Genomic DNA, 24,067 nt, shown 5'->3' on the forward strand with positions numbered 1-24,067 from the left:
CCACAGGGCAACTCGCGTCACCCTGTTTGACACCAATCGCAACGCTGCAGCTGGATAGTGTGAAAGGCCGCGCGACGTGGCGATTCCCCCTCGGCAGTGTGATCTCGTCCGAGATCGGTCCACAAGGAGCAACAACATGAAGTCAAAGTTACTGCTGACCGCGTTGTGCGTGGCAACACTTGCAGTGTCTGGCTGTGCCAGCAAGTACGTCGAGTCCAACCAGTATTCTGGATTCCTCAAGGATTACAGTTTGCTCAAGCAGGAGACTTCACCTTCCGGTGCGCCGGTGATGCGCTGGGTCGATCCGAAGCTCGATGCACGCCGCTACACCAAGGTCTATATCGAACCGAGCCAGCTGTATCCAAAGCCGCAGCCCACGGCCAAGATCCCCGCCAGCACCCTGCAAGGCATCACCCAGTATTACGATCAGGCCCTGCAGCGGGAAATGGCCAAGGTCATGCCGTTGGCCAAGGGACCAGGCCCGGGGGTGTTGATCGTGCGGCCGGCGATTACTGGGGTGAGTGCGAGCACCAAGAGCCTGCAAGCCTATGAAGTGATCCCGATTGCCTTGATCGCAGCCGGCGTGAGCACCGCGACCGGCATCCGTGATCAGGACACCAGCCTCGCCACTGAAGCGGCCTTCATCGACGCGGCCGACAACAAAGTGGTGGCGCAGGTGGTGCGCAAAGGTGCGGGCGCCGAACTGGATAACGCCGACCAGGTCATGCAGACCAAGGATGTGAAAGCGGTACTCGATGGCTGGGCCAGAGACATGGCCAAGTCGTTCGAGCAGGTCAAAGACAAATAGTCCAAGGTTACAACCGCAACAGGGCTGCTCTGGCCTGCAACGTCAGCTAGAGCAGCCCAGTGTGGACTCAAACTACCTGTCGGCGTCCATGCGCTTCAGCCTTGGGGACCTTGCGCTCATGCCCTTGACGCAGGCGCAGGGCAGCCAGCGCGGCGAGCACCAGGATCACCGCGATGATTTTCATCCCGTCCATGGCGTTACCTGTCGTCTGCTCGATCAGGCCCATCACCGACGGGCCGACAAAGCCGCCCAACAGCCCACACGAGTTGACGAAGCCCAGCCCACCGGCCAGTGCAGCGCCTTTGAGGCGTGACGCCGGGTACAGGAAGATGATCGACTGCACCACAAAGAACATCAGCGCCGACAGGCAGAAGCCCAGCAGGCTCAGCACCGGCCCTGCCAGCGAGGCGATACCCAGCCCGGCGGCCATGGTCAGCAACCCGCACACCAGCATCATCCGCGCCCGCTGCGGGGTCGTGGCAAAACGCGGCAGCGCCATGGCACCCACGGCTGCGGCGATCCACGGCAGCGAGGTCAGCAAGCCGATCTGCAGCGTGGTCAACTCGCCGTATTTGCCGATGATCCCCGGCAGGAAGAAGATCACCGTATACACCGTGATCTGATGGCAGAAGTACACCAGGATCGCCAGGAAGATCTGCGGCGTCAGGCACTGCTTGAGCGAATGGCCGCCCTGCCCTGCACCTTCCTCCTGCTCAGCCGCCAGGCCGCGTTCGATCTGCTCGGCTTCAGCCGGGCTCAGCCACGGCGCCTTGCTCGGCCGGTCCGGCAGCTTCGTCCACACGACATAGGCGAAGAACACCGCCGGCAGGCCTTCGAGCATGAACATCCACTGCCAACCACGCCAGCCCCAGACACCGTCCAGCTGCATCAGCAGCGCGCCCAGCGGGCCGCCGATGATATTGGCGAAGCACACACCCAGGAGGAAGTAGCCAATCGCCCGCGCACGTTGCTCGCGGCCGAACCAATAGGTCAGATAGAGCATCACGCCGGGGAACAGCCCCGCCTCGGCGACGCCCAGCAGCAGACGCAGGATGTAAAACGAGGTTTCGCCCTGAACAAACGCCATCGCTGCCGAAATCAGGCCCCAGGTCACCATGATGCGGGCGATCCAGAAGCGCGCGCCGACCTTGTGCATGATCAGGTTGCTGGGTACTTCCGACAGCGCATAGGTCAGAAAGAACAAGCCGGCGCCCAGCCCATAGGCCGCCGCCGAAATGCCCAGATCCACATCCAGCTGATGCTTGGCCAAAGCGATGTTGGTGCGGTCGAGAAAGCTCAGGATGTACGCCGCAATCAGCAACGGCATCAGCTTGATGAAGATGACCTTGTTCAGCGTGGCTGAATCACGGGGTGTGGCAGCGCTATCGATGTTTCTTGTAATTGTCATCGCACAAACCTCATGGCTTGAGTAGCCGGTGAATGCTGAAGGTGCCGGCAGCCGGGCCCAACGCCCCGCTGCACAGAATCCGCGAGGTGACGCCGGGGCTAGAAGTCGACCTTGTCCTGGCCTTTGAGGTCGAGCATTTCCCGGGCTTCATCCGGCGTTGCTACTCGCGCGCCGAGCGCTTCGATCACTGTCCGGATGCGTTTGACCTGGTCGGCATTGGATGCGGCCAGTTGGCCCGGGCCGTCCCACAACGAATCCTCCAGGCCAACCCGTACGTGGCTGCCCATTGCCAGGCCCATGGTACCCAGCGGGATCTGATTGCGCCCGGCGCCCAGGATCGACCACTGATAAGCGTCGCCAAACAGCCGATCAGCCGTACGGCGCATGTGCGCAAGGTCTTCCGGGTGGCCACCGATACCGCCGCGCAGGCCAAACACCGACTGGATGAATATCGGTGCCTTGAGCAGGCCGCGCTGGAGGAAATGCGCGGCGGTATACAGGTGGCCGATGTCGTAGCACTCGATTTCGAAGCGGGTGCGGTTCTCGGCACAGGCGTTGAGTATGTGCGCGATGTCGCGGAAGGTATTGCGGAAGATCCGGTCGTCACTTTCTGCCAGATATGGCCGCTCCCAGTCATGCTTGAACTCGGTGAAGCGCTCGAGCATTTCGTACAGGCCAAAGTTCATCGAGCCCATGTTCAGTGAAGCCAGCTCCGGCTTGAGCTGAGCCACCGGCTGCAGGCGCTCTTCAACGCCCATGGTTGGCGCACCGCCGGTGGTGATGTTGATGACGACGTCGCTCTTGGCCTTGATCTGCGGCAAGAACTGGCGGAACAGGTCGACGTCCTGGCTGGGCCGGCCATCGATCGGGTCACGTGCATGCAGGTGGACGATGGCAGCGCCGGCTTCGGCGGCACCAATGGCGGCATCGGCAATTTGCTGCGGGGTGATCGGCAGATGCGGCGACATCGACGGCGTGTGAATAGCGCCAGTGACCGCGCAGGTAATGATGATCGGGCGTTTTCTGGACATGCGAATTTCTCCATTCTTGTTCTTGGTGAGAAAGTGAATACGTCAGCAGCAGGGCTGCAGCCCCGCCGTTACTGCATGAGGGGTCGAGCCGTTACAGGTACTCGACGTTGCCATCCACGCTGATGGCCTGGCCGGTCACGTTGCGTGCCGCCGGTGAACACAGGAACAGCGCCATGGCAGCGACGTCTTCGGCGGTGACCATGCGCTTGAGCGAGATCTTCTGCAGGTATTCGTCACGCATCGCCGCTTCAGGCACGTTCAACTGCTCGGCCCGGGCGCGAATCACGCCGTCCATGCGTGGCCCTTCGACGATGCCCGGGAGCAAGGCGTTGACGCGGATATCGCTCTCGCCCAGCTCGCTGGCCAGGGACTTCATCAGCCCAACGATCGCCCATTTGGTTGCGGCATAAGGCGTACGCCAGGCATAGCCAAGGCGCCCCGCCACCGAGGCGATGTGAATCAGGTGGGCATTCGGCGAGGCTTTGAGCAGCGGCACCGCATGGTGGGCGAAGCGGTATTGCCCGGTCAGGTTGATATCGACGGTGCGCTGCCATTCTTCGTCGGTGACGGCGTCTATGCCCGCCGTCGGCCCGGCGATCCCGGCGTTGTTGATCAGCACATCGAGGCCGCCGAACTGCTCGCGCTGAACCTTGAACACGGCTTCGATCTGCGCTGGGTCGCCGACATCGGCCTTGGTTGCCAGGCTATTCGGGTAGCGATCACGAAACGCCGCCAGGGCCGCTTCGCTGACATCGCAGACATGCACCTTGGCGCCGGCCTCCATGTACGCCGCAGCCAGCACCTCGCCGATGCCGGCGGCGCCGCCAGAGATCAATACGCGCAGGCCGCTGTAGGGAATCAGTCGGTTGAGAACGCTCATGCTTTTTTAACTCCTGAAGCAGGCGACCTGGAACGGTCGCTCTTGACGATCAGGCGTGCCAGCGAGTCGGCCGCCTGCATGATGTCGTCGGTGACCGCCGCCCGCGCAGCGGCGCCATCACCGGCCTGCAAGGCTTCGACGATGCGGTTGTGCGCCTCCATCGAGCGTTGCAGGTGGGCCTTGTCCGGCGCGACCAGGGCAAAGCATGGGCCCATGTGCAGCCAGAAGTTCTCCACCGCGGCGACGGTCAACTCGGCGTTGGCCACAGCGTAGATGCGCCGGTGAAAGGCAAAGTTGGTCCACAGATAACGCGCCACATCGACGTTGTCGGCGGCGTGCTGCATCTGTTCGCAGAGTTGGGTGATCTCGCTCAGGTCGCGCTGGGTCAGCAGCACCACGGCTTTCTCGGCCAGCAAGCCTTCCAGCGCTACCCGCGCGTCGCGGATTTCGCGCAGACGCTCAGGCGTCATCATGCGCACCCGCAGGCGGGCTGTTTCGGTGACTTCAAAGGCGTTTTCGGCACTCAGGCGGTTAAGCGCCTCTCGTACGGGCATCGGGCTTGAACCCAAGGCTTCGGCCAGGCCGCGGATGGTCAGCTTCTGGCCGGGCTGAAAGCGGCCGCTCATCAGCGCTTCACGGATCTGGCGGTAGACCTGGTCCTGCAGTGTGTCGCGCGACACCGGGCGCATTACCGGCAGGAGGGTTGGGCGATCAGTCATGGGCAGACTCACATATTGGCGTTGTTATGGCTTCAATATGTGATCACAAATAACATATGTCAATTGGTTTCAGCACGACAGTGGGTTTGGCCCTAGAACGTCGGGGCGCTTTGCGCCCCCAGCAATGCCGGCTAGCGCATTGCCCAAACCTGCGGATTGACCAGATTCTGTGGGCGCTGGTCAGCCAACGCACAGAGCAAATTGTCTACCGCGCAGCGGGCCATGGCCTGGCGAGTTTCGTGGGTCGCCGAGCCGATGTGCGGCGTCGCCACCACGTTGTCCAGTTGCAGCAAGGGCGAATCCGCCGCCAACGGCTCTTTGACGAACACATCCAGCCCGGCCCCGCGAATGCGCTGCTCACGTAGCGCTTCGATCAGCGCGGTTTCATCCACCACCCGGCCACGGGAAATGTTGATGAGGATGGCCTCGGGTTTCATCAGGCTGAGTTCCCGCGCGCCGATCAAACCCTCGGTCGCGGCACTCAACGGCACCGTCAGGCAGACAAAATCCGATTCCTGCAGCAGCCCGTCGAGGCTGCGACAAGCGGCGCCATAAAGGGCCTCGACGGCAGGCTTGGGCTGACGGCTGTGATACACCACGCGCATGCCAAACCCCGCAGCCGCACGCTTGGCCAGTGCTTCACCGATGCGGCCCATACCAACGATGCCCAAGGTCTTGCCGTGCACATCGGTGCCGAAGTGAGCCGGCCCCAGGTTGGCCTGCCAGTGCCCTGCCCGCACCCAACTGGCAAGTTCGACCACCCTGCGCGCCGTCGCCAGGATCAAGGCAAAGCCAGTATCGGCGGTGGTTTCGGTAAGCACATCGGGGGTATTGGTGAGGACGATGCCGCGCTGGGTCAGGTCAGCAATGTCGTAGTTGTCGACCCCCACCGAGACGCTGGCCACCGCTTCCAGCTGCGGCGCCAGGTCCAGCAGGCTGCTGTCCAGGCGCAGGCTGGCCCCGAGCAGGCCATGGGCGTGGGGCAAAGCATCGCGCAGACGGGCCAGGCCATCCGCCTGCGCGGTGTCGACGAAGATCACTTCGGCCTGCTCGCGCAGACGGCCGAGCAAATCATCGGACAAGCGCTTGTAGAGGACTATGGTCTTTTTCATGGCAATTCCTTAATGATTCAGTGCCAGGCCGCCAGCGCGACGCTTGGGCTGAGCCTGGGGTGTACGCAGTGCGACCGTGAGGGCAACCGCCGTCAGCAGCGCACCGCACATGAACAGGTAAGAGGCGCCTGGCCCGCCGGTGGCGCCATTCAGGTAGCCCACCAGCCACGAGCCACCGAACGAGCCCAGTGCGCCCATGCTGTTGATCAAGGCCATGGCCCCGCCTGCGACGTTGCTCGGCAGAATCTCCGGCACGATCGCGAAAAACGGCCCGTATGGCGCATACATGCAGGCTCCGGCCAGGACCAGCAGAGCGTACGACCACCAGAAGTGCTCGCTGCCCAGCGCATACGAGCCGTAGAACGACAGCGCGGCGATCAGCAGCGGTGGCCAGACAAAACGCTTGCGCTTCTGCAGCCGGTCCGAGGCCCACGACACGCCGACCATGGCCAGCACTGCCGCCAGATACGGCACCGATGACAACCAGCCCGCCGTGACGATATCGACATTGGCGGCCTGCTTGAGGATCGACGGCAGCCACAGCACAAAGCCGTACACGCCGATGCTCCAGCAGAAGTACTGCAACGACAGCACGATGACCTGCGGCGAGCGGAACGCCTCGCGATAATTCTTCACCGGTTTGATGCCCTGCTGCTCAGTCGCCAGCGCCGCTTGCAACTGGTCCTTCTCGTGCTGGCTGAGCCAGCTCACCTGGGCCGGTTTGTCCGCCGCCAGGCGCCACCAGATAAACGCCCAGAGCACCGCCGGCAGGCCTTCGATGATGAACATCCAGCGCCAGTCGTAATGCTTGATCAGGTAGCCCGACACCACCGACATCCACAGGATCGTCACCGGGTTGCCGAGCATCAGGAAGGTGTTGGCCCGCGAGCGTTCGGCGCGGGTAAACCAATGGCACAGGTAGATCAGCATCGCCGGCATCACTGCCGCCTCGACCACCCCGAGGAGGAAGCGGATGGCGATCAGAAAGTACACATTGCTGATCATCCCAGTCAGCGTCGCCAGCCCACCCCAGAGGATCAGGCTGACGAAGATCAGCTTCTTGACGCTGCGTTTTTCCGCATAGATCGCCCCGGGCACCTGAAAGAAGAAGTAGCCGAGAAAGAACAACGCACCGAGCAAGGACGACAAGGCCGGGGTGATCTTGAGGTCGTCGGCCATGCCGGAGGCTGCGGCAAAGCCGTAATTGGCGCGGTCCAGATAGGCCAGGCTGTAGGTAATGAACACGATCGGGATGATGTACCACCACCGGCGACGCGCGAGGCTGGTCGTTTGCATGAGGTGTGCTCCTGAGCTTGGTTGTTTTTGTTGCACCAGGTGCCGGCTAACCGGCGATCAGCGTTTCAGGCGCAGCTGCGCCGGTTGTACAGTTCCAGTTCACTGCGCAGCGGCAGGCCTTCCATATCCCCGCGCGACTGCACCGCGCGGCTGCCGCACCAATTGCCGCGGGCAACCGCTTCACCCAGTGGGTAGCCTTCGAGCAGGCCACTGAGCACGCCCACTGCAAAGGCATCGCCCGCGCCGACGGTGTCGACTACCTGCGCAACAGCGAATGCCGGCACCCAGCCCTCAGCCTCTGCGCTGCAGAAATAAGCGCCCTCGCCGCCCAGCTTGATCACCACAAGCTCGACGCCTTGCTGCAGATAAAACGCGGCGATGTCAGCAGGGCTTTGTCGACCGGTGAGCAAACGGCCCTCTTCAAGGCCTGGCAGCACCCAGTTGGCTTTGACTGCCAGCGCGTTGACCTCGCGGATCATGCTGGCCTGGTCAGGCCATAACGATGGGCGCAGATTGGGGTCGAACGAGATGCTCCGGCCAGCGCTGCGCATGGCGTCCACCAGGCCATGCGACAACGCCCGGCAGCCGGCCGACAGCGCCAGCGGAATGCCGGTGGCATGCAGATGCTCGGCGCTGGTCAACTGTGCGTTCAGCAGCTGCGGCGACATATGACTGGCAGCCGAGTTGCGGCGGAAATATTCGACGGCGGGGTCGCTGCCATCATCGCAGCGGGCCTTGAGCTGAAAGCCGGTGGCATGCTCAGGGTCGACTTGCACCGCCGAGCAATCCAGGCCCTCCTTGAGCAGGCTGTCCAGCACGAAGCGGCCCAACGAGTCATTGCCGACCCGGCTCAGCCAACGCACCTTGAAGCCCAGCCGCGACAAACCGATCGCAACATTGCTGTCGGCACCGGCAATGCGTTTGCCGAACTGGCCGACCTGCGCCAGTTCACCGGTTTGTTCGGCGACGAACATGGCCATGGTCTCGCCAAAGCACAACACGTCATGGTCAGGCATGGCTCACCTCCGCCGTCAGCGCAAGCCGAGCCAGGTTGTTGACCTGGGCACGAGTTACCGCCAGCAGGTCGTCACCGACCAGAGGAAACTCGACCGCGCGCACCACTGCCGGGCTGAACTCGCTGAACATCTGCTCCCAGGCCAGCAGATCGGCTGCGCGTGGCGGCACTGCGACCAGGCGGCCATTGGCCTGGCGCTCGACCGCCTTGCAGTGCACATAGCGCACCCAGCGGCCCAGCTCGTGAGCGGCTTGAACCGCCGACTCACCCTGCCAGCGCCAGTTGCCAATATCGAAAGTCATGCCCAGCGCCAGTGCGATGGATTCACAGCGCAGAAGAAACTGCAGCATCGGTTCGATCCGCCCGCCGTGCGCAGTCTGGTCGTTTTCAACCAGCAGCATTGGGCCATCCGCCGAGAGTTGCGCAGCCAGCGCCGTCAGGTCACAGCCCGGCTGATAGTGACCAAGGGAAACCTTGAGTGCCACCGCGCCCACGGCCCTGGCGGTCTGTAGCTTGGCAGGCAACGCCGGGTTCAATTGGCCGTCCTCCAGCCACAGCTCCAGCGGCGAGGAATACAGGCATTCCATGCCTGAGGTGCGGATTGCGGCAGACAGCTGTGGGCAGTCCGGCGGGCTGGCGAACAGTTCTTCGCGCAGCTCCACTCGACTGACGCCGGCCGCAGCCAGCAACGGCACGAAACTGGCCTGGCCACGCTGGCGGACCAAATCGGCGCCGTAGCTGGAAAGGCTGATGGAAACGGGGTTCGAGCGCATTGTTATTGTCCTTATGAAACCGGTTTCATTTCGATGCAACGCAAACGGACGTTAGTCCGTTGTTCAAATACGAGGGTTGGTCGATCCGCGAATGATCAATTCGGCCTTGAGGTCGATGCGCTGCGCAGCAGCGTTACCGCCACGCAACCGCTCAAGCAGGCAGTTGAAAGCCAACGCGCCGATGCGTTCGGTAGGTTGCGCCAGCGCGGTAATGCCGCTGCCAACCAATGGGTGCCAGTCGAGTTCGTCGAGGGCGATCAGGCCGACATCCTCGAACAATCTGCAGCCGCGCTCGTGCAAGGCGCGAGTGACGGCCAGGGTGGCCACGCCGTTGAAGGTGAAAATCGCTTGCGGGCCATGCCCGCTGGCACCGAGGAAATTGCCCAGACATGCGGGCAAATCAGCCGCACACTCGAGGATCTGCTGGCGCATGCCGGGGCGGCGATTGATCGATGCGGTAAAGGCCTGCACCCGTTCCAGTCGCGAGCTGGTGCCATCCAGCGGCTCGCTGACTGCCAGAATGTCGCGGTAGCCGCGAGCCTGCAGGTGGTCCAGCGCCTGCTCGACTGCGTCGGCGTTATCCAGCCCGACCATGTCGGCATTGAGCTGCGGCACCTGACGGTCGACCAGCACCATGGGGATATCCCGGTGCAACGCCAGCAGCTCGCCCTGGTGGTGGCCGAGGGTGTTCACGATCAGCCCTTCGACGTTGTAGGACTGCAGCACGCGCAGGTGATGGCTCTCTTGCTCGTCATCGCGGTTGGTGTTGCACAGCACCAGGCTGTAGCCGTGCTCGCGACAGGCAGTTTCAACGCCGCGCATCACGGCCACTGAATAGGGGTTGAGAATGTCGGCGACCAGCATGCCGATCAGGCGCGTCTGGCCGCGCTTGAGGCCCCTGGCCATCTGGTTTGGCCGGTAGCCAAGACGCTCGATGACCTCGGCCAGATGCTGCGCAGTGGCATCGGCGAGCAACTGACGGTCGCCACCGATATAACGCGACACGGTCGCCTTGGATACGCCGGCGACCCGTGCAACCTGGCTGATGGTGACCCGCTCACGCGGGCTGGACGGTGTATCGGTCATCTGAGGTCTCTTGTGATTATTGTTTGAGACGGGTTATGAAACCGGTTTCAATACATCAAAAGTCGAGATCTAAGTCACCTACCGTTCGTCGGATCTGCTCTGCACATCACGCTACCCTGTCGCCAAACCAGCGCAGGGCAGCGCGCTGCGGTTAGCCCAGATCGTTGATGCACACCACTTTCGGCTGGGTCATATCTTCATAAGCGAAGCGCACCCCTTCCCGACCGAGGCTGCCGTACTTGAAGCCGCCAAAGGGCATGGCATCGAAGCGATAGTCCGACGAATCATTGATCATCACCCCACCCGCTTCGATCTGCCTGGCAAGCTTCAACGCCTTGGCCAGGTCACGGGTGAACACTCCGGCGTGCAGGCTGTATTCCGGAGCGTTGGCCAGCGCCACTGCTTCATCCAGCTGGTCGAACGGCTCAAGAATCACCACCGGCGCAAACACCTCTTGCTGCCAGATCTGGCTGGCATGACTGACCTGCTCCAGCACCGTTGGCGCGTAACTGGCGCCCTTGCGCTGGTGACCGCAGAGCAGCTGCGCACCCTCGCTGAGCGCCTCGTTGACCAACTGTTCAGTGCGGCGCGCAGCCTGTTCGGTCACCATCGGCCCGACATCGGTTTCACGCAGGGCCGGGTCTCCCAGCACCAAGGCCCGTGCCTGGGCGACAAAGCGTGCGCGGAACACTTCATAGATCGGCCGTTGCACCAAGATCCGCTGGGTGCCGATGCAGTTCTGCCCCGCCGCCCAGAACGCCCCGGAGACACACGACTCGACCGTGGGTTCCAGGTCGCAATCTTCCAACACCAGCACCGGCGCGTTGCCGCCCAGGTCCATCGCCAGCTTTTTCAGGCCAGCACTGCGGGCAATTGACTCGCCGGTAACAAAGCCGCCGGTGAACGACACCATGCGCACCTCGCGCAGTTCGACCAGCGCCTTGCCCAACTCGACACCACCGGTCACGGCAGTGACCACCGAGTCCGGTAAACCCGCCTGCAGCAGGCATTCGACCAGTTTCAGGGCCGACAGCGGCGCCAGTTCGGACGGTTTCAGGATCAACCCATTGCCACCGGCAATCGCTGGCCCGAGCTTGTGTGCGACCAGATTGAGCGGGTCGTTGTACGGCGTGATCGCGACGATTAACCCCAACGGCTCTCGGCTGAACCAGCCCTGGCGCGATTCAGAGCCCTCATAGGCCTCGAACGGCACCACCTCACCGGCATTGCGCCGCGCCTCTTCAGCCGACAGTTTGAGGGTGTTGATGCAGCGTTTGACCTCTTTCTCGGCCTGGCGCAAGGTCTTGCCGGCCTCGGCGACGATCAATTCGGCAAACGCCTGGGCTTGCTCCTGCACCCGCCGCGCCGCCTCCTCCAACACACGTGCGCGCTGATGGCGCGGCATTGCCGCGGCCTGGCGCACACCTTGGCGGGCACGCTCGAGGATGGCCGGCACCGCACTGGCATCCTGGCACGGCACGCTGCCGATCAGGCGGCCGTCGTAAGGGCTGAACACATCGATCTGCTGCGCTTCGACCAGTTGCACATTGACCTTGCTGGCTACGCTCATGGCTGCTCTCCGCTTACTGCTGCTGGCTGGTGTGGATGGCGACGATGTCCGAGAGCAAGGCAAAGGCGGTTTCGATCTTGCCTGCACCCGGGCCGGACACCGTGACTGCACCGACCAGCTCAGTGGTGAACGAGACCGCATTGGTTGCCCCGCTGATACCGGCCAGTGGGTGGCTGAGCGGCAACAAACGTGCAGCGACGCTGGCTTGCACCGAGCCATCGGCCTGGCACTGGGCCGCACCGATCAGCTTCCAGCACTGGCCATTGCGGCTGGCGGTGGCGATGTCTTCAGCGCTGATGTTGCTGATACCCGAGCAGGCGACGTCGCTGATCTGCAGCTTGGCGTTGAGCAGTTCGTTGGCGAGGATCACCACTTTCAAGCGCACGTCATAGCCTTCGACGTCGGCGCTTGGGTCAGCTTCGGCGTAGCCCAGTTGCTGCGCCTGTGCGACCGCCGCAGCAAAGCTCAGGCCTTCCTGCATGCGCGTCAGAACATAGTTGGAGGTGCCGTTGAGGATGCCTTCGAAACCTTGCACTTCAGCGCCGGCCAGCGCTTGCCTGGCCAGGCGAATCACCGGCGTACCGCTCATGACCGAGCCTTCGTACTCGAAAGCGACGTTGTTGCGCTGCGCCAGCGCCTTGAGCTCACTGCCGTGCAGGGCAATCGGGCCCTTGTTGGTGGTGACCACATGAATGCCGCTTTCCAACGCCCAGCGGCAGAAGGTGGTGGCGGGCTCGCCGTCGACAGGATTGGTGAAAGTCGCCTCCGCGATGATGTCAGCGCCGGATTGCTTGATCACTGTCTCGGTGAAAGCTTCGGCGGTGCCACCGTGCAGCTTGGCAAAGGCGCCTTTCTCGGCTGGCAGGGCCACCAGCTGGGCGGCATCGAGACCGTCGCGGTTGACGATCGAGCCAAGGAAGATATCGCTGACGCCAACGATCTTCAGGGTGAACCCCAAACTTGCCTGCCAGCAGGCATTACGTTCGGCAACCAGTTGCGCCAGACCACGGTTGACCCCACCAAAACCCACCAATGCAATTTTATATTCAGTCATGTCTGCGTTGCTCTCAGGCGTTGTTTGATGGAGTCAGCCTAAGGCTTCACCGCAGTCAGTTGAATTGGTCAGAATGCTGCATTTGTTGGTCGTTTTGCTCGCCTCAGTGCTCGGCCGAGAGCACGAACGAGGTCACTGTGTTTTCCACCCCGGACATGCCGGCGATCTCTTTCCAGACCATGTGCACACGCTCGGGCGAGGCGGCATTGACCCGCAGCATCAGGTCGAACTCACCGCTGAGCACTTCGCATTGGACCACCTCGGGAATGCCGCGCAAGCCGGCCAGCACATCGGCGCCGCGCATGCGGTCATAGCGGTAGACAAAGATCACCGCGCTGATCAATGACGAGGCCCGCCGCGAGTCGCCGTGGCGGATGGTATAGCCCTGGATCGCGCCATCGCGCTCCAGCCGCTCGATCCGCTGGCGCACCGCGTTACGCGACAGATTGACCTTGGCGCCCAGCTCGGCGTGGCCGATACGCGCATTGGCGGTCAGCTCGGCCAGGATATGTTCGTCCAGTGGATCAAGAATGCGCTTCATGGCCGCGCCTGCGTTGCTTGGCGCAACGCCTGGATCAAGCTGGCCAGATCGCCCGTTTGCAGGCCTGTGCGCACCTCGTCCGGTTCGGCCAGGGCGGCAACCGGGCCAGGCCACACCCCAAGCTCGGCCAGCAGGCCAGCCGATTTGCTCGGCGCGATTTGCCCGAGGGTGACCATCGGCGCGCCCAGGCTGCGTCGCTGAATCCGCCCAGAAAACGCGCCCACGGCAGTATGTGGATCAACCGCCGCGCCGGTCTCGGCAAACAAGCGCAGGACCTCTTCGCGAATCTGCAGCTCCTCAACCGCATGTGAGTCGAACAGCACCCGCGCCCGTAACCATTGCTGATTGCCGATGCTCAGCTCACCGCACGCCTCGAAGTGCTCCATCAACGCCCTCACCGCATGGCCATCATGGTCGTACAGCTCCCAGATAAACCGCTCGAGGTTTGAGTACAGCGAGAAGTCCATCGCCGGCGACGAGGTGCGGCTGCTTTGCCGGGTCGAGTAGCGGTTGCGCTGGATGAAGTGATGCAGGGCGTCGTTGCTGTTGGTCGAAACGATCACCTGGTTGATCGGCAAGCCCATCTTCTGCGCGATGTAGCCTGCGTAGATTTCGGCAAAGCTCGCCGCGGGTACGCTGAAGGCCACCGGCCGCGTGCCGCCGCCAAGCTGCAGCGCGGCGTGAAAGTAATAGACGATCTGCGCCAGCACCCCGACCCAGTTGGTCGAGTTGAAGCAGATCGGCGTCACCTCAGGCAACGGCCACTGGCGCAGCAGGCGCGACACCAGGGTCTGACAGTCGTCAAAACTGCCCGCTACCGGGATCAGCGCGACCTGTTGCGGGTTTGCCTGGTGCAAGGCCGCCAACTGCGCCGGCGGCACACCCTGCTCGGGGTACAACACGGCCAGTTGAGCGTTGGCGCAGCCAGCAAAGGCCTCGATCGCGGCCAGCCCGGTCTCGCCGTTGGTGGCACCGATCACCAGCGCCCTGCCCTGTTGTTGCGGCAGAAAGTGCGCAACCAGGCGCGCCTGCAACTGCGCAGCAAAGTCCTTGGACGACTGCGTCGGGCCATGGAACAGCTCCAGAATCCATTCGTTATGGCCGATCTGCCTTAACGGCGTGATCGCCCGATGATCGAAGTCGCGGTAGCTGTCACTGAGCAGCGCGCGCAACGCAGCTTCGTCCATTGCTCCGCCCACGTAGGGCGAGACCACCCGCCAGACCAGCTCGTCGAACGGCAGCCACGACCAGCTGCCGATCTGCTCTGGAGTGTATTGCGGCACGGCCTGGGGCACGAACAAGCCGCCATCGTCGGCAAGCCCGGAGAGCACTACCCGGCGAAAATCGGCCAGCCCAGCTGCGCCGCGGGTGCTTACGTAATGCATGGTGACTCCTGATAAGAGCTACGCGATAAGGTCTACAAATGGCGATGGGCCTGTGCCACCAGCCAGGTGGAAAATGCGGCGGCCTCGGCGCTCAGGGTTTCGCCCTGGGCGCGGACCAGATAGAACGATTCGCTGGCTTCGATACGCTGGCTGAACGGCGCGACCAGCGCGCCAGACGCGAGCAGATCCTCGACGATGGATGAGCGCGCCAAGGCCACGCCCTGGCCCAGCTCGGCCATGCGCAAGGTCGAAACCATGGTGTCGAACTGCAAACCGCGCGAGTAATCCACGGCATCGGCACCGACTCGCTTGAGCCAATAGCCCCAGCCCTCTTCATAACCCAGCACATGCAGCAGTGCATGCCGGGCCAGGTCGCGCGGGTGTTGCAGGGGAGCGGCGGCGAGCAGCGCCGGCGAACAGACCGGTTGCAGCACATCCCAGGTCAAGCGCTGCGACACCAGCCCCGGCCAGCTGCCGGCACCCCAGCGGATCTCCAGGTCATCTTCACCGTCAGGCTCTTTCACCCACAGGTTGCTGATGAACCGGATGTCGATCAGCGGGTGCTCTCGGCAGAAATCCGCCAGCCGCGGTGCCAGCCAGTACTGCAGAAAACTCAAGCTGCCACGCACCTTCACCGGGCGGCGCTGGTTGTGGCCGAAGATCTCGTTGGTGCCTACCGCCAACCGGCTGATGGCGTCCTGCACCACCGGCAGGTAGGACTGGCCTTCTTCGGTCAGGCCCAGCCCGCGTGGCAGGCGCTTGAACAACGCGACCCCAAGGTGGCTCTCCAGCTGGCGGATCTGCTGGCTGACCGCGCCTTGGGTCAGGCACAGCTCCTCGGCCGCGTGGGTGAAGTTGAGGTAACGCGCCGACACTTCGAACGCCCGCAGCCAATTCAGCGGCGGTAGGGTTTTTTGATTCATCGGCGCAACCTCTTCGGCAATTGACTGCGTGCACTATCGCTTGTGCGGCTCAGGCGGCGCTAGCCGGACGCTGCACGCCAGCCTCGGCGCGCAGGCGTTGCGCACGTTTGTTGCGGGTCACCCAGTAGACGAAGTAGCACCAGGCTATGAACGGCAGACCGAAGTACAGCGCTACCCGTTGCGCCGGGTCAAAGGCGATGCCGATACAGGCCAGCAGGCAGCAAGCGATCGCGCCCAGGGGCACCCAAGGATAGCCACGCACGCGAAAGTGCAGATCTTCGACCCTGCCGCCGTTGGCTACGTAGTGGCGGCGGAAGGCAATCTGGCTGGCGGCAATGCTCATCCACACCACCACCACGGCCAGCCCCGAAATCGACACCAGTGCCAGGTACACGGTATCCGGCGCCAACACACTGCTGAGCAACGAGGCCACGGCGCCGGCCATGCTCAGGACGATTGCGTTGACCGGCGTGCCGCGGCGCGACAGGCGTGCATAGCACTTGGGCATATGGCCCTGATCGCTGAGGGTCCAGAGCATCCGCGAGGCGGCATACAGGCCGGAGTTGGCCGCCGACAGCAGCGCGGTGAGAATCACGAAGTTCATGATATCGGCCGAGTACGGAATGCCGATCAGCTCGAACACCAGCACGAACGGGCTTTCGACCAGGCCGGCCTGTTCGCGCGGCAGCAAGGTGGCGAGCACGAAGATGGTGCCGACGAAGAACAGCGCCAGACGCACGATGGTGGTGCGGATCGCCTTCGGCACACTGGTCTGCGGGTCGGCCGCTTCACCTGCGGCAATGCCGATCAGCTCGGTCCCGGAGAACGCGAACGACACCGCCAGCAAGGTCATGGCGATCGGCAGGAAGCCGGTCGGGAACAACCCTTCACGGGTAAAGTTGCTCAGCCCCGCGCCCTGCGCATGCTGCACATCGAACAGCCCGCAGATCGCGCCACCGCCGATGGCGATGAACACCACCACGGTCAGGACCTTGATCAGCGACAGCCAGAATTCGGTTTCGGCAAACAGCCGCACCGACACCACATTGCTGATGAACACCGCCAACGCAAACAGCGCGCTCCAGATCCACACCGGCGTTTCCGGGAACCAGCGCACCATCAGGATGCCGGCTGCGGTGAACTCCGAGCCGATGGCCACCGCCCAGGTCAGCCAGTACAGCCAGGCTACGGTGTAGCCGGTGCCGGGGCCCAGGTAGCGGGTGGCGTAGCTGCTGAACGAGCCGGTTTCCGGCATCTGCACGGCAAGCTCGCCCAGGCAGACCATGACCAGATAGACCATCACCGCGCCAATCATGTAGGCGATCACTGCGCCCAGCGGGCCGGCCTGGTTGACGGTGTAGCCGGAAGTGAGGAACAGGCCGGTGCCGATCACACCGCCCAACGCCAGCATGACGATGTGGCGGGTTTGCATGTCTTTGTTGAACGCAGGGCCGCTGCCGGCCTGTGCGTCATTGTGCTCAGAGTGCATGGTTTTAATCTCATGAAAGTGATGGCGAACACGTCCCGCCGCGATGACGCCACGGTGAGTTCGGCAGCCAGCAGTTGTTGTTATTGTCGGTTTTCATGAAGCGACCTGGCGACGTTTTTTATCGCCAGGCCTTGAGTTCACGCTAGGCGTGCATTGCAGTGCACTGAGGTTGCGTACGCTGTCGCTCGCGCAAAACGGCGCAGGCATCACGCAGGTCCGCGAGCAGGTCGGCGGTGTCTTCGATACCGACCGAGATGCGCACCAGGCCTTCGGAAATGCCCAGTGCCTGACGCTCTTCCAGGGTGTTTTCAACATGGCTGGTGGTGCGCGCCGGGCCATAGATGGTTTCGACCGCCCCCAGGTTGCCGGCACGGTGGGCGTATTTGAGCAGCGGCAGCAACTGCGCTACATCGCGCATGCCACCTTTGAGCACGAAGCTGACGATCGCGCCAAAGCCACGCATCTGCGCGCGGGCAATGGCATGCCCAGGGTGCTGGGCCAGGCCCGGGTAGTTGACTGCTTCGACCAAAGGCTCGGTGCACAGGTACTCCGCCAGCGCCTGGGCACTCGCTTGCTGCTGACGCAGGCGCAGGGCCAGCGTCTTGATCCCGCGAATGATCAGGTAGGCCGAGAACGGGTCCAGCGCGGCGCCATTGATTTCGCGGTAGTGGCGCACCTTGCTCATCAGTGCTTCAGCGCCGCAGGCAATACCGCCCAGCACATCGCCGTGGCCGGAGAGGAACTTGGTTGCGCTGTGCACCACCACGTCGACGCCAAGCGCCAGCGGGTTCTGGTTCAACGGCGTGGCGAAGGTATTGTCCGCCACCACCAGCGCCCCTACCCGCTTGGCGGCTGCGACCAGGCGGCGGATGTCCAGCACCTTCAGGGTCGGATTGGTGGGGGTTTCCAGGTACACCACGTTGCAGCCACGGGCGATCTCTCGCTCGATGGCCTCGGTGTCGTAGGTGTCGCACAGGGTTACCTCAACGCCCATTCGCGGCAGGAACTCTTCGAAGATCTTGTTGGTGCCGCCATAGCTGTCGCGGGTCGACACCACCCGTTGGCCACAGGCCAGCAGGCTGTGCAGCACGCCACTGATGGCGGCCATGCCAGAGCTGAAGGCGACTGCGGACTCGGCGGCCTCCAGCGCGCACAGCTTGTCTTCAAGCACGGCAACGGTGGGGTTGCTCATGCGGCTGTAGATAAACCCAGGCTGATTGCCCAGCGCCACGTCATACCAGGTATCGATATCGTCGTAGCCATAGGCGGCGCTGGCCACGATCGGTGTCTGGGTAGCGTTGTAAGGGTGGCTGACCTGCTCGCCGCCCCACACTACGCGGGTGCCGGCGCCGACCTTGGCGTCGAGGGTTTTCTTGTTGTTCATAGCCAGTCTCGCATCAAGGGAGCACGTCGGTGCTCCGTTTGGGTATGCGAGGACTATAGGGAAGGCCAGCAGCGCTGAAAAACGATGTAATGCTGGCCTGAGGGCGGTTTATTTTAATGGCTGAGGTGTTTCACAGCTGAAAGCGTTTCATCATCCCGTTCAAACCAATCGACAGGTTGGCCAGTTCCTGGCTGGCTGTGCTGATCTGGTCGGCGCCTTCCGAGGTCTGCAGGGCCAGATCGCGGATGTTCAGCAGGTTGCGATCAACCTCGCGCGCGACTTGCGCCTGCTCTTCGGTGGCGCTGGCCACTACCAGGTTGCGCTCGTGGATGCTCGAGGCGCCGCTGGTGATCTCATCCAGCGCCTCGCCGGCCAACTCCGCCACCTCGAGGGTATGCGCAACCTGCTGACTGTTGCTGAGCATCGAGTCGACTACCCGCGCGGTGCCGGTGCGGATGGCATTGACCATTTCCTCGATTTCCAGCGTCGAGCTTTGGGTACGCGCCGCGAGCGCTCTAACTTCATCGGCCACGACCGCAAAGCCTCGGCCAGCCTCACCGGCCCGTGCGGCTTCGATGGCCGCATTGAGCGCCAGCAGGTTGGTTTGCCCGGCAATCGCACCGATCACATCCAGCACCTTGCCCACCTCCTGCGACTGCACCGACAACGCCTCGATCTGCGCCGAGGCCTCCTGCACGTCATGGCGCATCTTGCCAATCGAGCGAATGGCTTCGGCTACACGCTCGCGCCCGCGCTGGGCCGCTTCTTCGGACTCGCGTGAAATGCTCGAGGTGCTGACGGTGTTGCGCGCCACCTCTTCCACCGCCACGCTCATCTCGGTGACTGCCGTAGCGGCTTGCTGGATCTCGTCGGTTTGCCGGCTGAGGTCATTGGAGGTCTGCCGAGTGATCGCCGACATCTGTTCACTGGCTGCTGCCAGTTGCTGGGACGAGTCACCGATCAGGCGCAGCGCATCCTTGAGGCTGGCCTGCATGGCCGCCAATGCACGCATCAACTGGCTGGCTTCATCGTTGCCGCTAGCCACCACCGCCTGCGACAGGTCACCGGCGGCGATGTCCTGGGCCACGGCAATCGCCGCACGTAGCGGGCTGACAATGCTGCGGGTGAGCAGCCAGGCCAGGCTGATTGTCAGGAGCAGCACCAGGCCGACCACGCTCGCAGTCAGCCACAAGGCGCGCTGATAGTCCTCGCGGGCCTCGGCGGTATGTGCGGCGGCCGCCTCGCTGCTGAGCTTGACCAGGCTGTCATACAGCTCTCCGGTGCGGGTGGAGATATCCTGCATGGTGCCGCTGAGCATGCCCTGCATCGGCTCCAGCCGATTCTGATCGGACAAGCCCTTGTACTGGTCGAGCAGTACCCGATATTGGCTGATCAATTGCTGCATCTCGGCAAACACCGGCTTGGCCTGCGCCGGCATCACCGCGCTGTAGCCCTGCAGGCCCTTGTCCAACAGGCCTTTGAGCTCCTCCAGGCGCGCCAGGGTGGGCGCCAGTTGTGCAGGCTGACGGGCGATGGCCATGCGCATGGTGATGATACGCAGCCCCAGCATGTGGCTGCGCACTTCGCCAAGGTAGCGCGTGCCGACGTTGGTCACCTGTTCGGTGTACACCACCGCTTCGCGCATGGTGGAGATCTTGTTGATGGAAAACACGCCGAGGATCACCACCAGTGCGGCGATCAGGCTGAAACTCAAGTAAGAGCGAGTGGCAATATTCAAGTGGCGCAAGGACATGGCTAGACTTCCGAATGCGAAGGGTGAGCTGCACTACCCATTACGTTCGGCGCCTTTTGGCCAAAATTGAGCGCGCAAAAGCGGATCATGCTCGATAATCGAACAGTTCCAGCGTGGCGCTCAGCAATCCGCCTGAGTGTCCTCGCCCGGAGCGCTGCGCCGCGCTCGGCGGCAGCGCTCAGAGCAATATCTCACCTCATCCCAGCACCGCTCCCAGCGCTTGCGCCAGCTGAACGGCAAGCCGCAGACCGGGCAGACCTTTTGCGGCAGATGGTTTTTTTTCAAAGCGTTTCTCCTGCGTCGAGCCTGGCCAGCAGCGTCTCACCACGCTGCCACAGCGCTTCTCGGCGTTGCGGGTCCATCCCGGCCAGGCCGCGATAGACCTGCGCCAGCCGCGGGTTGAGCGCCAGTTGCTGTTCATGGCGCATGAGGAAGTGCCAATACAGCGCGTTGAACGGACAAGCCTGCTCGCCCAGCGAATGCTCGACCTGATAAACGCAGTTGCCACAGTGGTCGGACATCCGCTGGATATAGCGGCCGCTGGCGCAATAGGGTTTGGAGCCCAGGTAGCCGCCGTCGGCATGCATGACCATGCCCAGCGTGTTGGGCAACTCGACCCACTCGAAGGCATCCAGATATACCGCCAGGTACCACTCGCAGATCTGCGCCGGGGCGATGCCGGCGAGCAAGGCAAAGTTGCCGGTGATCATCAGCCGTTGAATATGGTGTGCGTAGCCCAGCTCGAGAGTCTGCCCGATCGCCTGAGCCATGCAGCGCATGCCGGTGTTACCGGTCCAATAGAACTCGGGCAGCGGACGCTGGTTGCCAAAGGTATTGAGCTCGGCGTACTCCGGCATGCGCAGCCAATAGATGCCATGCACGTACTCGCGCCAGCCGATCAGTTGGCGGATGTAGCCTTCGGCCGCGTTCAGCGGCACGCGGCCCTGGCGGTAAGCGGTTTCGACATCGCTGCACAGCTGGCGCAAATCCAGCAGGCCGATGTTCAGCGCCGCGCTGATGCGTGAATGGAACAGAAACGGCTCACCTTCAGCCATGGCGTCCTGATAATCACCGAAGGCGGCCAGGCCGAAGTCGAGAAAGTGCTGCCAGAGCCCCTGCGCCTGGGCATGATCGACTGGGTAGTCGAAGCCGTCGACCTTGCCGTAGTGGCTGGCAAAGCGCTCGCGCACCAGCGCCACCACCGCTTGGGTGATCGCGTCCTGGCTGAACCGCGCCGGGAACGCCCCGCGCAGAGTGCGTGGCAGGCTCTTGCGGTTGTCGCGGTCAAAGTTCCAGGCGCCGCCCAGCGGGCTGCCATCGTCTTCGAGCAGCAGCCGGCAGCGCTTGCGCATCGACCGATAGAATTGCTCCATTCGCAGCTGCTCGCGGCCTGCCGCCCAGCGGGCGAAGGCCTGGCGCGAGCAGAGAAAGCGCCGGTCAGGGTGCCACACCTGAGCTACCGGGCAACTACGTAACGCTTGCTCGAGGCGCCACTCGCCGCATTCGGTGAAGTGCACTTCGCTTGCACCAAGCTCGGCCTGCCAGCGTTGGACTTCGCCGGTCAGGCTATGGGTATTGCCGGATGCATCGAGTTCAACATAAATCACTTGCCAACCATGCTCACGTAAAGCTTTAGCAAAGTGGCGCATCGCACTGAAAACCATGATTATTTTTTGCGGATGATGCGGCACGTAGCGCGCCTCGTCCTGCACTTCAGCCAGCAGCAGGATGTCACGCTGCGGGTCCAGTGCCTGGATCGAACTCAGGTCGAATGACAGCTGGTCACCGAGTATCAGGCCCAGTCGCGGAGTACTTGCGGCTACCACGTCTGCTCCAGTGACAATGGCAGGCGCAATGGCTCGATCTGGCCTTCGCGCTGGCCGCACATCTCATCGTGGACCACATGCTGGACGAGCACGCAGCGCATTGCCGGGAAGCCCGCGAGCAAACTGCGCAAGTGCGTCGACGAGCGCAGATGCATCGGCCTGCCGCCCTCACCGGCCAAAGTCTGCAGGCCTGTTGCGGTACGCACCCTGAGCAGGTAAATGCCGCCCTCCAGGGACAGCAGCTCAAGCTCGTCGACTGAATCCGCATCAGCAAGACTGCGCAACTGCTGCAAGGTGATCGAGGTAGTACGGGTAGCGTCGGTCATGTGGGAGCTCCCTGTGACAAAATGGCGATTCTTGTACAATTCGCAATGCGTGTATAAGTCTATAGCCTAGACGCAAAGATATCAGCAGCCACCGCGCACGGAGCTCTCATGAACAGGTTCAACCCCCGCAAACTGGCGCTGTCGAAATGGACAGCACGCGCGCCGCAAAACCGCGAGAAGCACTTCATCGTCACCCAATTGCTGTGTGATGACGAAGGCACGCCGCTGCAAGTCGAGCTGCAGGCGGTGCTGACCGGGCGCAGTGAAGTGTTCGACTGGCAGGAACTGCGCGACTCCACCCGGTGGCTGCTGGGCTGGAAGTGAGCCTGACCGCGAACGGGACACTTAAGTTCTCATACTTGTACAACAATAAATATTTGTACAATTATTGGCGGTAGTGGCTTAATGGCACCTCCTGTGTGGGCACCGTGCCAACACGCAGATTTTGTCCCCGAGGCCCGCCGCCATGTTTATCCGCGCCAGCACCCACCAGCAGTTGTTGCATGCGGAACACACCCGTCAAGCCGCGCTCGAGGCCGAAGTGGCTGCGCTGCGCAAGACGGTCGCCACGCTTCAGTACGAGCATGGTGTAGCCCAGCAGCACGCCCAGGGACAGGCCAGCTTCATCAACGCCATTGAACGTTCGATGGCCGTCATCGAGTTTGCTCTCGACGGGCGCGTGATCAATGCCAACGCCAACTTCCTCAAGGTCATGGGCTATCGCCTGGATCAGATACGCGGTCAGCATCACCAGATGTTCTGCTCTGTCAGCGAAGCGAAAAGTGACGCCTATCGCGAGTTCTGGGCAGCGCTGAATCGTGGCACGTTCAAGGCAGGCCAGTTCCCGCGCCTGGACAGTCGCGGCGCCACGGTCTGGCTGCAGGCTACCTACAACCCGCTGTATGACGAGCACGGCAAGCTCTATGGCGTCGTCAAGTTTGCCAGTGATATCACCTCTGAGATCGAGCAGCGCGAGGCCGAATCGCAAGCTGCACTGGTGGCCTTCGAGACGTCGCAGCACACCGATGAGTGTACCCAGCAGGGTTCTGCAGTGGTGCAACAGACCGTAAACATGGTGCAGAGCATTGCCGACGAGCTCACGCAGATGGGCCAGGCGATCAGTGCGCTGAGTGAGCAGTCCGAGCAGATCGGCACCATTGTCGATGCTATCCGCAGCATCGCCGAGCAGACCAACCTGCTGGCCCTCAACGCGGCAATCGAAGCCGCCCGCGCCGGCGACCAAGGCCGCGGCTTTGCCGTGGTCGCCGATGAGGTGCGCAACCTGGCGCAACGCACCAGCAAGGCCACCGTGGCGATCAGTGAAGTGGTCGGCAAGAACCGCGAACTGGCCCGCCAGGCTGTGGCGAGCATGCAGGCGAGTACGCTGAAGACCGAGCAAGGTGTTGAGCTGGCGCACAAGGCTGGCGCGGTGATCGAGGATATTCAGCACGGTGCGCAGCGGGTGGTTGAAGTGATTGGCCAGTTCGCCCAGCGTCTGGAGCAACGCCAGCAACGCTGATCTTGGGGCCGCCAAGTGATCTCTCATTGCCAAACGAGCGAAACCAGCGGCCTGAATCGTCATGCCTCTTATAGGCAGCGCCTAGCCCTATCTGCTCACTCCAGCGCTCGATCAGAACGCTGTTCATCGTCAGACCATCCCTGTAGTTTGCCCGACAGTTCTCCAGTGA

The 24,067-nt window shown here is 62.8% G+C and carries 22 protein-coding genes and 2 pseudogenes; 4 read left to right on the forward strand and 20 right to left on the reverse strand.

The features are described 5' to 3' along the window. Positions 1–136 precede the first annotated feature (136 nt). Positions 137–808 carry a DUF3313 domain-containing protein gene (locus tag ACIOAU_RS05125; RefSeq protein WP_181087887.1) on the forward strand — a complete coding sequence of 224 codons (672 nt, stop codon included), beginning with the start codon at positions 137–139 and terminating at the stop codon, positions 806–808. A gap of 67 nt (positions 809–875) precedes the next feature. On the opposite strand, the gene ACIOAU_RS05130 is transcribed toward ACIOAU_RS05125, so the two are convergent. From ACIOAU_RS05130 to ACIOAU_RS05225, 20 genes are all read right to left on the reverse strand, one after another. Next, on the reverse strand, positions 876–2,216 hold the full coding sequence (locus tag ACIOAU_RS05130; protein WP_101319243.1) for an MFS transporter: 1,341 nt from the start codon (positions 2,214–2,216) through the stop codon (positions 876–878). A 98-nt stretch (positions 2,217–2,314) separates the two neighbouring features. Continuing rightward, a complete protein-coding gene (locus ACIOAU_RS05135) occupies positions 2,315–3,247 on the reverse strand; it encodes a 3-keto-5-aminohexanoate cleavage protein (RefSeq protein ID WP_101319241.1) in 933 nt (310 codons plus the stop codon). A gap of 91 nt (positions 3,248–3,338) precedes the next feature. Beyond that, positions 3,339–4,127 (reverse strand): SDR family oxidoreductase, encoded by a 789-nt coding sequence (locus tag ACIOAU_RS05140; protein ID WP_101319239.1) that lies wholly within the window; start codon positions 4,125–4,127, stop codon positions 3,339–3,341. Then, entirely contained in the window at positions 4,124–4,846 is a 723-nt protein-coding gene (locus ACIOAU_RS05145) for a GntR family transcriptional regulator (RefSeq protein ID WP_101319237.1), read from the reverse strand. Before ACIOAU_RS05145 ends, ACIOAU_RS05140 begins: the two co-directional genes overlap by 4 nt. Positions 4,847–4,977: 131 nt before the next feature. Then, positions 4,978–5,958, reverse strand: a complete 981-nt coding sequence (locus ACIOAU_RS05150) for a D-glycerate dehydrogenase (protein WP_101319235.1) — start codon at positions 5,956–5,958, stop codon at positions 4,978–4,980. A 9-nt stretch (positions 5,959–5,967) separates the two neighbouring features. Continuing rightward, positions 5,968–7,254 (reverse strand): MFS transporter, encoded by a 1,287-nt coding sequence (locus tag ACIOAU_RS05155; RefSeq protein WP_188035885.1) that lies wholly within the window; start codon positions 7,252–7,254, stop codon positions 5,968–5,970. Positions 7,255–7,319: 65 nt separating this feature from the next. Continuing rightward, entirely contained in the window at positions 7,320–8,270 is a 951-nt protein-coding gene (locus ACIOAU_RS05160) for a sugar kinase (protein WP_401180457.1), read from the reverse strand. Next, a complete protein-coding gene (locus tag ACIOAU_RS05165) occupies positions 8,263–9,042 on the reverse strand; it encodes a sugar phosphate isomerase/epimerase (protein ID WP_188035884.1) in 780 nt (259 codons plus the stop codon). Before ACIOAU_RS05165 ends, ACIOAU_RS05160 begins: the two co-directional genes overlap by 8 nt. A gap of 63 nt (positions 9,043–9,105) precedes the next feature. Beyond that, a complete protein-coding gene (locus ACIOAU_RS05170) occupies positions 9,106–10,128 on the reverse strand; it encodes a LacI family DNA-binding transcriptional regulator (protein ID WP_101319227.1) in 1,023 nt (340 codons plus the stop codon). A 151-nt stretch (positions 10,129–10,279) separates the two neighbouring features. Beyond that, positions 10,280–11,698: an aldehyde dehydrogenase family protein gene (locus tag ACIOAU_RS05175; protein ID WP_401180461.1), complete on the reverse strand. Its 1,419-nt coding sequence runs from the start codon at positions 11,696–11,698 to the stop codon at positions 10,280–10,282. Positions 11,699–11,711: 13 nt separating this feature from the next. Beyond that, positions 11,712–12,752: a homoserine dehydrogenase gene (locus ACIOAU_RS05180; protein WP_401180464.1), complete on the reverse strand. Its 1,041-nt coding sequence runs from the start codon at positions 12,750–12,752 to the stop codon at positions 11,712–11,714. Positions 12,753–12,855: 103 nt separating this feature from the next. After that, complete coding sequence (locus tag ACIOAU_RS05185) at positions 12,856–13,293, reverse strand: Lrp/AsnC family transcriptional regulator (protein WP_401180467.1); 438 nt, start codon at positions 13,291–13,293, stop codon at positions 12,856–12,858. Next, the gene (thrC, locus tag ACIOAU_RS05190; protein ID WP_401180470.1) at positions 13,290–14,678 is read right to left on the reverse strand and encodes a threonine synthase; all 1,389 of its coding nucleotides are present in this window, start codon (positions 14,676–14,678) and stop codon (positions 13,290–13,292) included. The genes ACIOAU_RS05185 and thrC overlap by 4 nt, the downstream gene beginning before the upstream one ends. Before the next feature lie 32 nt (positions 14,679–14,710). After that, positions 14,711–15,601 carry a LysR substrate-binding domain-containing protein gene (locus tag ACIOAU_RS05195; protein WP_101319216.1) on the reverse strand — a complete coding sequence of 297 codons (891 nt, stop codon included), beginning with the start codon at positions 15,599–15,601 and terminating at the stop codon, positions 14,711–14,713. A gap of 49 nt (positions 15,602–15,650) precedes the next feature. Further along, positions 15,651–17,090: an amino acid permease gene (locus ACIOAU_RS05200; protein WP_150572615.1), complete on the reverse strand. Its 1,440-nt coding sequence runs from the start codon at positions 17,088–17,090 to the stop codon at positions 15,651–15,653. Between the two features lie 142 nt (positions 17,091–17,232). Next, a complete protein-coding gene (locus ACIOAU_RS05205; protein ID WP_312390325.1) occupies positions 17,233–18,474 on the reverse strand; it encodes a cystathionine gamma-synthase family protein in 1,242 nt (413 codons plus the stop codon). 130 nt (positions 18,475–18,604) lie between these two features. Further along, a complete protein-coding gene (locus ACIOAU_RS05210) occupies positions 18,605–20,227 on the reverse strand; it encodes a methyl-accepting chemotaxis protein (protein WP_312390326.1) in 1,623 nt (540 codons plus the stop codon). A 120-nt stretch (positions 20,228–20,347) separates the two neighbouring features. Beyond that, entirely contained in the window at positions 20,348–20,512 is a 165-nt protein-coding gene (locus ACIOAU_RS05215; protein ID WP_401180475.1) for a DUF2256 domain-containing protein, read from the reverse strand. Beyond that, a complete protein-coding gene (locus ACIOAU_RS05220; RefSeq protein WP_401180478.1) occupies positions 20,509–22,053 on the reverse strand; it encodes a cryptochrome/photolyase family protein in 1,545 nt (514 codons plus the stop codon). Before ACIOAU_RS05220 ends, ACIOAU_RS05215 begins: the two co-directional genes overlap by 4 nt. Further along, positions 22,047–22,352 carry a DUF6482 family protein gene (locus ACIOAU_RS05225; RefSeq protein WP_101323011.1) on the reverse strand — a complete coding sequence of 102 codons (306 nt, stop codon included), beginning with the start codon at positions 22,350–22,352 and terminating at the stop codon, positions 22,047–22,049. Before ACIOAU_RS05225 ends, ACIOAU_RS05220 begins: the two co-directional genes overlap by 7 nt. Positions 22,353–22,487: 135 nt before the next feature. On the opposite strand from ACIOAU_RS05225, the gene ACIOAU_RS05230 reads away from it, so the two are divergent. From ACIOAU_RS05230 to ACIOAU_RS05240, 3 genes and pseudogenes are all read left to right on the forward strand, one after another. Then, positions 22,488–22,703 carry a TIGR02450 family Trp-rich protein gene (locus ACIOAU_RS05230; RefSeq protein WP_101319202.1) on the forward strand — a complete coding sequence of 72 codons (216 nt, stop codon included), beginning with the start codon at positions 22,488–22,490 and terminating at the stop codon, positions 22,701–22,703. Positions 22,704–22,845: 142 nt separating this feature from the next. Then, a pseudogene (locus ACIOAU_RS05235) lies at positions 22,846–23,346 on the forward strand (PAS domain-containing protein); the annotation flags it as partial. A gap of 105 nt (positions 23,347–23,451) precedes the next feature. Continuing rightward, a pseudogene (locus tag ACIOAU_RS05240) lies at positions 23,452–23,898 on the forward strand (methyl-accepting chemotaxis protein); the annotation flags it as partial. Between the last annotated feature and the right edge of the window lie 169 nt (positions 23,899–24,067).

Source organism: Pseudomonas sp. NPDC088322 (assembly GCF_044740745.1).
GTDB lineage: Bacteria > Pseudomonadota > Gammaproteobacteria > Pseudomonadales > Pseudomonadaceae > Aquipseudomonas > Aquipseudomonas shirazensis.